This is a genomic window from Variovorax sp. 05L425, from assembly GCF_056397705.1.
Genome location: NZ_JBFTNY010000038.1, coordinates 1 through 13,507, shown reverse-complemented (window position 1 = coordinate 13,507; position 13,507 = coordinate 1). Strand labels below are relative to the sequence as shown.

Sequence of the window (13,507 nt, the reverse complement as noted above, 5' to 3'; positions counted from 1 at the left end):
GTCTTATTGCGCCGCGGCTGTGGTGGTGCTGCTTCGAATCGCACCGATGTGGCTGCGCAGTTCGAGCACGATGTCGGTGAATTCCTTGGTGTAGGTCAGTTCGAGCTCGCGCGGTCGCGGCAGGTCGATGTCGCGTTTCACGACGAAGCGGCCAGGGCTCTTGCTCATCACGTACACGGTGTCGGCGAGGAACACCGATTCGCGCAGGTCGTGCGTGACCAGGATCACGTTGAACTGCTGCTCGGTCCAGAGGTCGCGCAGGATGCACCACAGCTCCTCGCGCGTGAAGGCGTCGAGCGCGCCGAAGGGCTCGTCGAGCAGCAGCATCTTGGGCTCATGGATCAGCGCGCGGCAGATGCTCGCTCGCTGCTGCATGCCGCCGGAAAGCTGCCACGGGAACTTGTCCTCATAGCCGCCGAGGCCGACCTTCTGCAGCAGGCGGCGGGCGCGCTCGACGTATTCCTTGCGCTTCGCCTTGAAGGTCGAGCGGTAGGGCTCGACGATCTCGAGCGGCAGCAGCACGTTGTCGACGGTGGTCCGCCACGGCAGCAGCGACGGCGCCTGGAAGGCCATCCCCGAGATCTTCAGCGGCCCGGTGACCGGTTCGCCGTCGATGCGGATCTTGCCCATCGACGGCATCCTGAGGCCCGTGGCGAGCTTCATGAACGTCGACTTGCCGCACCCCGAAGGCCCGACGATGGCGATGAATTCGCCGCGCTTCACCTTGAGGTCGATGGCCTCGACCGCGAAGTGATTGGCGCGCAGCAGCTCTTCGTTGTAGGCGAGCCAGACGTCCTGGAAGTCGACGAAGGGCGTGACGAGGGGCGCGACGAGGGGCGTGGTGTCCGACCCCTGCATTACTTGCGCAGGATGTTGAGGTCGGCGGACGCAGGCAGCATCGAACCGTTCCACACCGCATCAGGATTCACGCGCGTCTTGGTGCCGAAGGCATCCGACACCTGCGAGGCCATCAGCGCCAGACGGCCGGCGTTGACCTGGCCGAAGCCTTCGGTGCGGGCGTCGGGCGTGTTGACCACGGTGTCGATCGCGAGCTTGAGGCGGCGCGTCTCCAGTTCGCTGTTGACGATGCCGTCGCGCGCCTTGATCGATTCGATGGCGACGGCCGGATTGGCCATCACTTCCTTGGCGCCCTTCGTGAAGGCCATGAGGAAGGCCTTCACCGCCGCCGGGTTCTCCTTGATCAGCTTCGGCGACGCGATGATCGCGTTGCCGTAGAGCTTCACGCCGTAGTCGGGGTAGGGAAGGATCACCACGTCGGCCGTCTTGGCGCCGCGTGCTTCGAGATTGAGCAGCGACGTGAAGGTGAAGCCCGTGATGGCGTCGATGTCGCCGCGCATCAGCATGGTTTCGCGCAGGGTCGGGTCCATCGCAGTCCAGTTCACCGCGCCGATGTTGTTGGCCTTGGCGAAGATCGGGAAGGAGCGGCGGCCGGCGTCGAACACCGGTGCGCCGAGCTTCTTGCCGGTGAGGTCGGTGGGCTTGGTGATCCCGCTCTTCCTGAGCGTCATGACCGAGGCCGGCGTGTTGTTGTAGACCATCATCACCGCGACCGGCTTGTTCGGGCTGTCGGGGTTGTTGGCGTGGAACTCCATCAGCGCCGCTAGGTCGGCGAAGCCCATGTCATAGGCGCCCGAGGCCACGCGCGTGACGGCGCCGCCGGAACCATTGCCCGCGTCGACCGTGACGTCCAACCCGTTGGCCTTGAAGTAACCCTTGGCGGCAGGATGCGTGAAGAAGGCGCCGGGTCCCTCGAAGCGCCAGTCGAGCTGGAACTTGATCGGCGTCGTCTCGGCGTGGGCGATGCCCAGGCCGAAGCTGAGTGCCGAAGCGGCGAGGAAGGACTGAAGCAATTGGCGCTTGTTCATGCAGAGAGATTCCGTGATTGATGAGTGCACGGAATTGAAGCAAAAACGATGCCGGCACGCACTTGGTGCGAACCCTTTCGACGAACCCATGGCGTGCGTCGAGCTACGGGCGCGGCGGGCGGGTGCGCGCCTGGTGGCGCACCTCCTTGGTGAATTCCGTACAGACATGCGTCATCAGGTCGACCGAGCGATAGACCAGGAAGACGGCGAAGTCCGGCAACTCGTCGCTGATCGGCAGGCGGTCCAGTGCGCTCCTGTTCAGAACGAGAGGGCCGGTTCCGTTCAGGACGAAATCGGACCACATGCTGATCAGGTCCGTGTTGGTGGCGAGCTGCAAACCCAGCAGGTTCGACGCGCTCTGCACGATCCGCTTGGGCATGCCCAAGCCATGCAGGCGCATCAGGCTGGCCAGCGGACTGCCCGGATCGTCGAGGGGGTCGAGCACCAGCCAGTCGGCGTCGAGCAAAGGCTGCAAGCGGGTCGTGCGTCGCAAGGGATGGCCGGCGCGCACCGTCAGATGCATGCCGACCGAGAAAAGCGGTTCCCACTGAAAGGCGACGGTTCCGGGTCCGCTGTTGGTCGAGATCAAGCCGATGTCGAGCCGGCCCTCGCGCAGTCCTTCCAGGATCTGCTGCGGGCGCAGCTCGAAGGCGCGCAGCACCACATGCGGAAATTGGCGCCGGAACGCCGCAATGGCTTCGGGCAGCGGGCCGCTCGACGCCACCGCGGTGAATCCGATGTTGAGCTGCCCCTCGGCGTGGCCCCGGATCGCCTCGATGTCTTCGAGTGCGTGGCGCAGTTCCTGTTCGACAACGCTGGCCCGCTTGAGCAGCGCCGCGCCGTAGGGCGTGAGGCTGACGCCGCGCATCGATCGCGACATGAGCGTCACGCCGAGTTCTCGTTCGAGCTCGGAGATCGCCTTCGACAGCGCCGGCTGCGTGGTGTGCGAGGCGCGTGCGGCTTCGTGGATGCTGCCGTGCTGGGCCACTGCCAGCAGGACACGCAGCTGTTGCAGTTTCATCGTGTCTTCATGCCTGGAGGTTCTCGGTAGTTGCCCCAATAGCCATCTGACCCCGCATATGACGGGGATGTCGTTTGGTTATCGGCGTGAAATTTTGTGATTCTGCGCTTTCGCGGAATGCCGGAATACTTCGCCGGCGGTGTGCCGCAACACCCGCTACACCTCGCCCACGAATCCCCGCCTCAACCTGATCGTCAAGACCACCCATGAGCGAATCGACCTTGTCCGCCCGCCCGATCCTGGGCTCCGCCCCGCCCGCCGATGTCGTGCACGGCAGGCGCCGCCAGAGCCAGGCGCGCCTGATCGCCGCCTGCTCGATCGGCAACGCGCTGGAGATGTACGACTTCACCGTCTACAGCTTTTTCGCGCTGCTGATCGGCAAGCTCTTCTTTCCGTCGGACAGCCCGTACGGTTCGTTGCTGCTGGCCGTGGCCACCTTCGGCATCGGCTTCGTGATGCGGCCGCTGGGCGGCCTCGTGATCGGCAACTACGCCGATCGTCATGGCCGCAAGGCCGCCATGACGCTGACCATCGGGCTGATGGTGGCCGGCACGCTGTGTCTCGCGTTCGCGCCGACCTATGCAGTGGCGGGCGTCTTCGGCTCGCTCGTGATCCTGGCCGGGCGTCTTTTGCAAGGCTTCTCCCTCGGCGGCGAGATCGGTGCTTCCACCGCCATGCTGATGGAAGCCGGTGGGATCAAGGGCCGCGGCTTTCGCGTCAGCTGGCAGCTTGGCAGCCAAGGCATTGCCGCGGTGCTGGGGGCGCTCACGGGCGCGGTGCTGTATGCGTCGCTGCCGCAGGCTTCGCTGGAGAGTTGGGGCTGGCGCGTGCCTTTCGTGCTGGGCCTGCTGATTGCGCCGGTGGGTCTTTACATCCGCAATCAACTCGATGAAACCCACGTGGCCGAGGCCAGCGCGCCGAGTCCGCTGGGCACGCTGTTCCGTGAACATGGCGGTACGGTGATCAAGGGCATCCTGACGATCATCGGCGGCACCGTCGCCACGTACCTGGTGATCTACTTCATGCCGACGTACATGATCCGTGTGCTCCATCTGCCGCCGTCGTTGTCGCTGCTGTCGGGCGTTGTCACCGGCCTGGTCGGGCTCGTGGCTTCACTGGCTGCCGGATTCATGGCCGACCGCCTGCAGCGCCGCAAGCCGCTCGTGCTCGGCTCGATGCTGTTCGCAGTGCTCGCGCTGTATCCGTCCTTCTGGCTGATGACCCATTACCCGAGCGTGCCGCTGGTGCTGATTCTGTCGGCGCTGCTGACCGCCGCCGTCTATCTGGGCTCCACGCCGATGCTGCTGATGCTGATGGAGCTTCTGCCGGCCAAGGTGCGGGCCAGCGGCCTGTCGGTGATCTACGCGGTCGGCGTGACGGTGTTCGGCGGTTCCTGCCAGCTGATCGTCACCTGGCTGCTGGCCACGACCGGGAATCCGATGGCGCCGGCCTTCTACATGATGGCCTGCGGCATCGTGACCCTGATTGCAGTCATGAGCATCCGCGAAACACGGCATCAAGAACGTTGAGATCGAGAAAGGAACACCCCATGAGTCGCCAACCCACCCTGGCCCCATTTCAGACGCTGCCGCACCTGTTGCCGAAAATCCAGATCGACGCCGAAACCTTCGTCGGCATTCGTCGCCAGATTCACGCCGAGCCCGAACTCGGCTTCGAGGTGGGCGCCACCAGCAGGTTGGTCGCCAGCCTGCTCGAAAGCTGGGGCTACGAGGTGCATACCGGCATCGGCCGCAGCGGCGTGGTCGGGCAACTCAAGCTCGGCAACGGCACGCGCCGCCTCGGCATTCGCGCGGACATGGATGCGCTGCCCATCGTCGAAGCCACCGGATTGCCCTACGCGAGCCGCCAGCACGGCCGCATGCACGCTTGCGGCCACGACGGCCACACCGCCATCCTGCTGGCGGCGGCCAAGGCGCTGGCCGACACCCGCAACTTCGACGGCACGCTGAACCTGATCTTCCAGCCCGATGAAGAGAACCTTTGCGGCGCGCGCGCGATGATCGAGGACGGGCTGTTCGAGCGCTTTCCGTGCGACGCTGTCTATGCCCTGCACAACATGCCCGGCGTGGCTGCGGGCAGTTTTCGGGTGATGTCCGGCCCGGTCACCTTTTCATCGGATGTCGCCGACGTCACCATCAAGGGTGTGGGCGGCCACGGCGCGATGCCGCACCGCTCGCGCGACCCGATCGTGGCCGCCGCCGCCATCGTCACGGCCTTGCAAACCATCGTTGCGCGCAATGTGGCGGCGGACGATGTGGCGGTCGTGTCGGTCGGCTTCATTCGCGGCGGCGCCACCCACAACGTGATTCCCGAATCCGTCACGCTCGGGCTGAACGTGCGCGCGGCGCAGCCCGCGACGCGTGAAATGGTGGAGCAGCGCATTCGCGAGGTCGTGAATCTCACGGCCCAGGCCCATGGCGTGCACGCGGAGATCGACTATCGACAGCTCACGCCGCCAGTGGTCAACACCGAGGCGGAAACCCAGCTGATGCAACAGGTCTGCACCGACCTCGTCGGCGCGGACAAGGTTCTCACGCAGGCGCCGAAGGGCATGGGGGGGAGCGAGGACTTCGCCTGGATGCTCAAGGAAATGCCGGGGTGCTATGTGCTGCTCGGCAACGGTGAAGGAGAGTTCGGCGGCTGCATGGTGCACAACCCCGGTTACGACTTCAACGATCGCGTGCTGCCACTGGGCGCAGCCTGCTGGGTGCGCTTGGCGGAGGCCTATCTCTCCCCCAGGTTGGCTCACTGCGTGTAGCCGCCCACCCCCTCACCGGGGGCGACACCTGCGGTCTGGCGGAGCCAGTCCCGCGGTGTCTCACGAACAGGCCTGGCTGCGCCGGCCCCTGCCGGACACCAGGGGGCGCAAGTCTTTACCGGGTTGAGTTCGCGTTGGCTACTGCCAGCGCGGTCATGTTGACTACACGGCGGACGGTGGACGACGGGGTCAGGATGTGCGCCTGCCCTTCAGCGCCCATGAGGATGGGGCCTACCGTCACGCCGTTGCCGCCGGTCATCTTCAATACGTTGAAGAGGATGTTGGCGGCGTCGAGGTTGGGGCAGATCAGCAGGTTCGCCTCGCCGGTCAGCGGGCTTTCGGGCAGCGCCTTGCGCCGCACATCCTCGGACAAGGCGGCATCGCCGTGCATCTCGCCGTCGCACTCGATGTCGGGTGCCATCTTGGCGAACAGGTCGCGCGCGAGCCGCATCTTGCGGGCCGATGCACGCTCGGACGAACCGAAGTTGGAATGCGACAGGAAGGCCACCTTGGGCGGCAACCCGAAGCGGCGCACTTCCTCGGCCGCCATCATCGCGATGTTCGCGAGCGTTTCGGCGCTCGGATCTTCATGCACGCTGGTGTCGGCGATGAACAGCGTGTACTTTTCGAGCGTGAGCGCATTGAGCGTCGCGAAGCCCGGGGCGCCGCGCTTCAGTCCGAGCACGTTGTTCAGGATCCGCAGGTGGCTGTCGAAGCGCCCGACCAGTCCGCACAGCATCGCGTCGGCGTCGCCCAGATGGACCATCAGCGACGCAATGGTCGTGTTGGAGCGGCGCACCATGGCCTTCGACGCCTCGGGCGTGATGCCGCGGCGGCCCATGATCTTGTGATACGCCTCCCAGTAGGTTCTGAAGCGCGGATCGTCTTCCGGATCGACGCAGTCGACGTCGGTGCCCAATTTGATGTGCAGGCCGGCCTTCTGGATGCGGGATTCGATGACCGCCGGGCGGCCCACGAGGATGGGCTTGGCGAGCCCTTCGTCGACAGCTAGTTGGGCCGCGCGCAACACGCGATCGTCCTCGCCTTCGGCATAGGCGACGCGCTTGGCGGTTGCGCACTTCGCGGCGGTGAACACCGGGCGCATGAACATGCCGGTCTGGTAGACGAAGCGCGTCAGATGCTGGCGATAGGTCTCCAGGTCTTCGATGGGGCGGGTTGCGACGCCCGAGGCTTGCGCTGCCTTGGCGACTGCCGGCGCGATGCGCAGGATCAGGCGTGAGTCGAAGGGCTTGGGGATGATGTAGTCGGGGCCGAAGGCGAGCTCCTGGCCGGCGTAGGCGGTGGCGACTTCCTCGCTGATGTCGGCCTTGGTGAGGTCGGCGATCTCGCGCACGCAGGCGAGCTTCATTTCTTCCGTGATCTTGGTGGCGCCGCAATCGAGCGCGCCACGGAAGATGTACGGGAAGCACAGGACGTTGTTGACCTGGTTCGGATAGTCCGAGCGGCCGGTGGCGACGATGCAGTCGGGCCGCACCTCCTTGGCGAGTTCAGGCCGGATCTCGGGCTCGGGATTGGCGAGCGCGAGGATGATGGGCTGGCTGCCCATGCTCTTGACCATGTCCTGCGAGACGACGCCGGGCGCCGAGCAGCCGAGGAATACGTCAGCGTCCTTCATGACGTCGGCGAGCGTACGGGCGCCGGTGTCCTTTTGCGCGTAGCGGGTCTTGGAATCATCGAAGCCGCCGGGGCGGCCGATGTAGATCAAGCCTTTCGAGTCGACCGCGTAGATGTTCGCGGGCTTGGCGCCGAGGCCCACCATCACATCGAGGCAGGCAATGGCAGCCGCACCAGCGCCGGAGACGGCGATCTTGACGTCCTCGATCCTCTTGCCGACAAGCTCCAGGCCGTTGATGAGCGCGGCAGCCGAGATGATGGCCGTGCCGTGCTGGTCGTCGTGAAAGACGGGGATGTTCATGCGCTCGCGCAGCTTCTTCTCGATGTAGAAGCACTCGGGCGCCTTGATGTCTTCGAGGTTGATGCCACCCAGCGTAGGCTCGAGCGCGGCAATGATCTCGACGAGCTTGTCGGGGTCGTTCTCGGCAAGCTCGATGTCGAAGACGTCGATGCCGGCAAACTTCTTGAACAGGCAACCCTTGCCTTCCATGACCGGTTTGCTGGCCAGCGGGCCGATGTTGCCCAGGCCGAGCACGGCGGTGCCGTTGGTGACAACGCCGACGAGGTTGCCGCGCGACGTGTATTCGGCCGCAAGCGAAGGGTCGGCCTCGATGTCGAGGCAAGGGTAGGCCACGCCAGGGGAGTAGGCGAGCGACAGGTCGCGTTGATTCAGAAGGGGCTTGGTGGGCGAGATCGAGATCTTGCCTTTGACAGGCGAACGGTGGTATTCGCGCGCTGCGTCGCGCAGTGCCTGTTCGGCGGGGGAAAGTGCGTTGGCCATCGGGGTCTCCTTGCTTCTTGGCTCAGGAGAGAGGCTAACCCAAAGTTCGATGTGACAGGGGGGAATGCGCTTGGTAGTTGCTCTGCTTTTTTTCTGGACTATTCATATGTGGAACGGGGATGCTTGGGTTGTTTTCTTAGGGAAGCGGGGTGCTTGTTTTGGGGGTCCGCCCGGTATGCGGTGCGCCCTGCGCGACCCCGCTGCGCCGGCCCTTCGGGCTTCCTTGCGGTGCTCGCTTCAGGCGGGGTCCGCGTGAAACTCGCTTCGCTCAGACACACGCKGCCCTGATCCGCCTGAAGCTGCGCTCCTCAGCGGCGCAGAAGGGTCGCGCAGGGCGCACCGCATACCGGGCTCCGTGGTTGACGAGGGGATGCGCGCGCCTCGAACGCCGACAGCTTGCGCGTTCATCACAGCGACGGCGGCGGACAAATCACCCCCAACCTACCTGCGGAGGCGGGCGGTGTGCGCTGGGCCGGCCGTTGAGGCACCGCCGAGCAGCGCAGCGGTACGCGGATCAGGGCCGCGCGTGTTTGAGCGAAGCGAGTTTCGCGCGGACCCCGCGTACCGCGAGCAGCGCAGGGCAGCCCGAAGGGCCGGTGACGTCGGCCGGCCCAGCGCACACCGCCCGCCTCCGCCACCCCCCCCCCAACACCTCAAGACGCAACAGGATGCTGCGCCATCGCCTCCAGCGCACGCACCAGCGCAGAGTGATCTTCCTGCCCGTATCCCAACGCAGCACAAGCATTCATGAGTTGCGCAGCACTCGCCGTCTGAGGAAGCGCCACGCCAATCGACCGCGCACCTTGCAGCGCCAGGTTCAGATCCTTCTGATGCAGAGCGATCCGGAACCCCGGCGCGAACGTGCGCTTGATCATCCGTTCGCCGTGCACCTCAAGAATGCGCGAAGCCGCAAAGCCACCCATCAGCGCCTGCCGCACCTTTGCGGGATCAGCGCCTGCCTTGGAGGCGAACACCAGCGCTTCGCCCACAGCCGCAATGTTGAGCGCCACGATGATCTGGTTGGCGACCTTGCACACCTGCCCATCGCCCACGCCGCCGACCAATGTGATGTTCTTGCCCATCTTCTCGAGCAGGGGACGCACGCGGCCGAATGTTGTCTCGTCGCCGCCGCACATGATCGTGAGGCTCGCCGCCTTCGCGCCCACTTCGCCGCCCGAAACTGGTGCGTCGACATAGCCGCAGCCCAGATCGATGATCCGCTTGGCGAAGTCCTTGGTTGCGATCGGATCGATCGAACTGCAGTCGACCACGATCTTGCCCTTCGACAAGCCCGCCGCCACGCCGCCTTCGCCGAACAGCACCTTCTCCACATCCGGCGTGTCCGGCACCATGATGAAGACGATGTCCGCCTGCTGGGCGACTTCGGTGGCCGATGCACAGACCATGGCCCGCGAGGCAAAGGGCTCCGGCGTGCCGCCGCGCGTGTTCACATAGAGCTGATGGCCCGCGTCGAGCAGGTGGCCGGCCATCGGCGCGCCCATGATGCCGAGGCCGATGAAGCCGATCTTCTGTGCGTTGGTGTTGGACATGTCGCGAGATTTCCTTGTCTTGATTCAGTGAACGAGCGCGGTGCGCCATCCGAGGCCGTCGACGGTCGTGCCGCGCGGCTTGTATTCGCAGCCGATCCAGCCGGCATAGCCCAGCGAATCGATGTGATTGAAGAGCCACGGGTAGTTGATCTCGCCCGTGCCCGGCTCGCCACGCCCAGGGTTGTCGGCCAACTGGATGTGGCCGATGCGCGTGATGTTCTTCGTCAGCGTGTTGCCGAGTTCGCCTTCCATGCGCTGCGCGTGGTAGATGTCGTACTGCACCAGCAGGTTGGACGAACCGACCTCGTCGATCAACGACAGCGCCTGGTCGGTCCGCGTCAGGTAGAAGCCCGGGATGTCGAAGCTGTTGATGGGCTCGATCAGCAGGCGGATGCCCGCGCCTTGCAGTTCCTTCGCCGCGAAGCGCAGGTTGTCGACCACCACCTTGCGCGCGTCGGCGGCCGTCTGGCCTTCGGGCAGTTTGCCAAGCAGGCAGTTGACCTGCGGGCACCCAAGCGCCGTCGCATAGTCGATCGCGCGCGCCACGCCTTCGCGAAACTCGCCGACGCGATCGGCATGGCAGCCGATGCCGCGCTCGCCGCCGTCCCAGTTGCCGGCGGGCAAGTTGTGCAACACCTGTTCGAGGCCGTTGCCACGCAGCGCAGCGGCCAGCTCCTTCTTGTCGTAGGCGTACGGGAACAGGTACTCAACGGCTTTGAATCCCGCCTTGGCGGCGGCCTCGAAGCGCTGCATGAACGGCAGCTCGTTGAACAGCATCGTCAGATTGGCTGCAAATTTGGGCATGGTCTTGTCTCCTCGGGAATCAGTCCAGCATCGAGGCGGCAATCGCGGTCGGTGCATCTTCCGTGCTTTCGGCGAGCGCCTCGAACTCGTTGATGGCGTCGATCTCGGTGCCCATCGCGATGTTGGTCACGCGTTCGAGCATCACCTCGATCACCACTGGCACGCTGAACTCGGCCATGAGCTTCTCGGCCTGCATGATCGCCGGCGTCATCTCTTCCTGCTTGTAGACACGGATGGCCTTGCAGCCGAGGCCTTCGACCACCTTGAGATGGTCGACGCCGTAGCTGCGCTCCACGCCGCTGTCCTCGTCGGCGTTGATGTTGTCGAAGCCGAGCTGCACGCAGTAGTCCATCTCGAAGCCGCGCTGCGCCTGGCGGATCAGGCCGAGGTAGGAGTTGTTGACCACGATGTGGATGTACGGCAGCTTGAACTGCGCGCCCACCGCGAGCTCTTCGATCATGAACTGGAAGTCGTAGTCGCCCGAGAGCGCGACGATCTTGCGGCTGGGGTCTGCCGCTCGCACGCCGAGCGCGGCAGGGATGGTCCAACCCAGCGGGCCGGCTTGCCCGCAGTTGATCCAGTGGCGCGGGTTGTAGACGTGCAGGAACTGCGCTGCGGCAATCTGGGAGAGCCCGATGGTGCTCACGTAGCAGGTGTCGTTGCTGAAGTTGTTGTTCATGCACTGGTACACGCGCTGCGGCTTCATCGGCACGTCCGCGAAGTTGGTCTTGCGAAGCATGGTCTTCTTGCGGTCGCGGCATTCGCCGGCCCACTTGCTGCGGTCGGGCAACCGGCCCTTCGCCTTCATTTCCTCCGCGACCTGCACGAAGAGTTCCAATGCGGCCTTCGCGTCGGACACGATGCCGAAATCGGGCGTGAACACGCGGCCGATCTGCGTGGGCTCGATGTCGACGTGCACGAAGGTGCGGCCCTTGGTGTAGACGTCGACCGAACCTGTGTGCCGGTTGGCCCAGCGGTTGCCGATGCCGAGCACGAAGTCGCTCGCGAGCATCGTCGCATTGCCGTAGCGGTGGCTGGTTTGCAAGCCGCACATGCCGGCCATCAGCGGATGGTCATCGGGAAGCACGCCCCAGCCCATCAACGTGGGAATCACCGGAACGCCCGTCGCTTCGGCAAAACGGACGAGCAGGTCGCTTGCATCGGCATTGATGATGCCGCCGCCGGCCACGATGAGCGGGCGTTCTGCCGCATTGAGCATCGCGATCGCTTTTTCGATTTGGGCGCGCGTGGCGGCCGGCTTGTAAGGCTGCAACGGCGTGTAGGCGTCAATGTCGAACTCGATCTGCGCCATCTGCACATCAAAGGGCAGGTCGATGAGCACCGGGCCCGGTCGGCCCGAGCGCATCAAATGAAAGGCCTGCTGGAAGACCTGCGGCACCTGGCCCGGCTCGCGCACCGTGACCGACCACTTGGTCACCGGCTTGGAGATCGATTCGATGTCCACCGCCTGGAAGTCTTCCTTGTAGAGCCTTGCGCGCGGTGCCTGTCCGGTGATGCAAAGGATCGGGATCGAATCCGCCCAGGCCGAGTAGAGGCCGGTGATCATGTCCGTGCCGGCGGGGCCGGAGGTGCCGATGCACACCCCGATGTTGCCCGCCACGGCGCGCGTGTAACCCTCGGCCATGTGCGAGGCGCCTTCGACGTGGCGCGCGAGGATGTGCGCGATGCTGCCCTGCTTGCGAAGTGCGGAATAAAGCGGATTGATGGCGGCACCGGGCACGCCGAAGGCTTGGGTCACGCCTTCTTTTTCCATCACCAACACGGCGGCCTGGGCCGCGGTCATCTTTGCCATGTCTGTTCTCCTTGGGATGCATCGACTGTAGGAATTCGAGGCACCCGGCAGAAGACGGCGCGGGGCCATAAAGCCTATTCCTGGATGGAATAACTGGCTACGATCCAGCGATGGACAGACTGCAAGCAATGGAGATGTTCGTGCGCGTGGTGGAGACCGGCAGCTTCTCCAAGGCGGCGCGCGAGTTCAACACCACCCAGCCCACCGTGACCAAGCAGGTCGCGGCGACCGAGGCACGCCTGAAGGTGCGGTTGCTCAACCGCAATACGCGCGGCGTCAGCCTGACGGAAACGGGCGCGCTCTACTACGAGAAGTGCAAGGCCATCGTGCGCGACGCGGAGGAGGCCGAGAGCATCGTGAAGTTGCGGCAATCACAGGCGCAAGGGTTGCTGCGCATCGGCACTTCCACAGCCTTTGGCCGCCGCATCGTGGTGCCGCTCGCGCTCGAATTCATGGCGCGCCATCCGCAAGTGCAGGTCGACCTGAGCTTCGAGGATCGCTACGTGGACTTGGTGGCGCAGGGCATCGACGTGGCGATCCGCATGGGCAAGCTCGCCGATTCGTCACTGGGCGCGCGATTCCTGGGCATGAATCCGTGGGTCATGGTCGCCGCTGCGGACTATCTGAAGGAGCACGGAACGCCGAAGAGGGCGCAGGACCTGAGCGCCCACGTGGCACTGATCTACAGCAGCGTGGTTGGCGACGATGTCTGGCACATCCACACGCCGAAGGGAGAGCCGGTTTCGGTGCCGGTGTCGGGCCGGCTGCGCTCCAACAACGTATCCGCGGTGCTGGCCGCCGCGCGCGCGGGCCTGGGCATCGCGCTGATGCCGCGCTACGTGGCGAGCGACTCGCTGGCCTCGGGGCAGGTGGTGGAGGTGCTGGCAGACCACGCGCTGGCCGAGCAGGAAATCCACGCGGTGTTTCCATCGCCCAAGCTTGTGCCGGGGAAGGTGTCGAGCTTCGTGGCTTTCCTGCAAGGGCGCTTTGGTGAGAGGTGGTGGGCGCGCTGAAATCTGCAGTGGTAGGCTTTCGGGGTCACACATCCGAAGTCAACCAAGAAAGCCTTGACTCGCCTTGCGAGGACTTGGCCGCTGACCCATGCCCATCACAGATGCCAGCAATTTCGTCTTCTTCCAGCTGATCAACGACTACCTCCGCGACGAGATCAATACCTTCCAGTGGAACCTGCTGACGAGCATGGCGCAGTTCGTCGGCGCGATCGGGCTGATTCTGCT

At 65.0% G+C, this 13,507-nt stretch carries 10 protein-coding genes; 3 read left to right on the top strand and 7 right to left on the bottom strand.

Annotation, left to right across the window (positions count from 1 at the left end):
- Window positions 1-3: 3 nt before the first annotated feature.
- The 3 genes from AC1DN9_RS28000 to AC1DN9_RS27990 form a co-directional block, all read right to left on the bottom strand.
- On the bottom strand, window positions 4-858 hold the full coding sequence (locus AC1DN9_RS28000; protein WP_478105400.1) for an ABC transporter ATP-binding protein: 855 nt from the start codon (window positions 856-858) through the stop codon (window positions 4-6).
- Complete coding sequence (locus tag AC1DN9_RS27995; RefSeq protein ID WP_478105398.1) at window positions 858-1,886, bottom strand: ABC transporter substrate-binding protein; 1,029 nt, start codon at window positions 1,884-1,886, stop codon at window positions 858-860. The genes AC1DN9_RS28000 and AC1DN9_RS27995 overlap by 1 nt, the downstream gene beginning before the upstream one ends.
- 103 nt (window positions 1,887-1,989) lie before the next feature.
- Window positions 1,990-2,907, bottom strand: a complete 918-nt coding sequence (locus AC1DN9_RS27990) for a LysR family transcriptional regulator (RefSeq protein WP_478105396.1) — start codon at window positions 2,905-2,907, stop codon at window positions 1,990-1,992.
- A 206-nt stretch (window positions 2,908-3,113) separates the two neighbouring features.
- Between AC1DN9_RS27990 and AC1DN9_RS27985 the strand changes: the two genes are divergently transcribed.
- Both AC1DN9_RS27985 and AC1DN9_RS27980 read left to right on the top strand, forming a co-directional pair.
- Entirely contained in the window at window positions 3,114-4,436 is a 1,323-nt protein-coding gene (locus tag AC1DN9_RS27985; RefSeq protein ID WP_478105394.1) for an MFS transporter, read from the top strand.
- A gap of 20 nt (window positions 4,437-4,456) precedes the next feature.
- A complete protein-coding gene (locus AC1DN9_RS27980) occupies window positions 4,457-5,686 on the top strand; it encodes a M20 aminoacylase family protein (protein WP_478105392.1) in 1,230 nt (409 codons plus the stop codon).
- A 115-nt stretch (window positions 5,687-5,801) separates the two neighbouring features.
- On the opposite strand, the gene AC1DN9_RS27975 is transcribed toward AC1DN9_RS27980, so the two are convergent.
- From AC1DN9_RS27975 to gcl, 4 genes are all read right to left on the bottom strand, one after another.
- The gene (locus AC1DN9_RS27975) at window positions 5,802-8,102 is read right to left on the bottom strand and encodes an NADP-dependent malic enzyme (RefSeq protein ID WP_478105390.1); all 2,301 of its coding nucleotides are present in this window, start codon (window positions 8,100-8,102) and stop codon (window positions 5,802-5,804) included.
- A gap of 653 nt (window positions 8,103-8,755) precedes the next feature.
- A complete protein-coding gene (locus AC1DN9_RS27970) occupies window positions 8,756-9,652 on the bottom strand; it encodes a 2-hydroxy-3-oxopropionate reductase (RefSeq protein ID WP_478105388.1) in 897 nt (298 codons plus the stop codon).
- A gap of 24 nt (window positions 9,653-9,676) precedes the next feature.
- Window positions 9,677-10,456 (bottom strand): hydroxypyruvate isomerase, encoded by a 780-nt coding sequence (gene hyi / locus AC1DN9_RS27965; RefSeq protein ID WP_478105386.1) that lies wholly within the window; start codon window positions 10,454-10,456, stop codon window positions 9,677-9,679.
- A gap of 19 nt (window positions 10,457-10,475) precedes the next feature.
- Window positions 10,476-12,269, bottom strand: coding sequence for a glyoxylate carboligase (gene gcl / locus AC1DN9_RS27960; protein ID WP_478105384.1), 1,794 nt, complete (start codon window positions 12,267-12,269; stop codon window positions 10,476-10,478).
- A gap of 110 nt (window positions 12,270-12,379) precedes the next feature.
- On the opposite strand from gcl, the gene AC1DN9_RS27955 reads away from it, so the two are divergent.
- Complete coding sequence (locus AC1DN9_RS27955) at window positions 12,380-13,282, top strand: LysR family transcriptional regulator (RefSeq protein ID WP_478105382.1); 903 nt, start codon at window positions 12,380-12,382, stop codon at window positions 13,280-13,282.
- The last annotated feature ends 225 nt before the right edge of the window (window positions 13,283-13,507 follow it).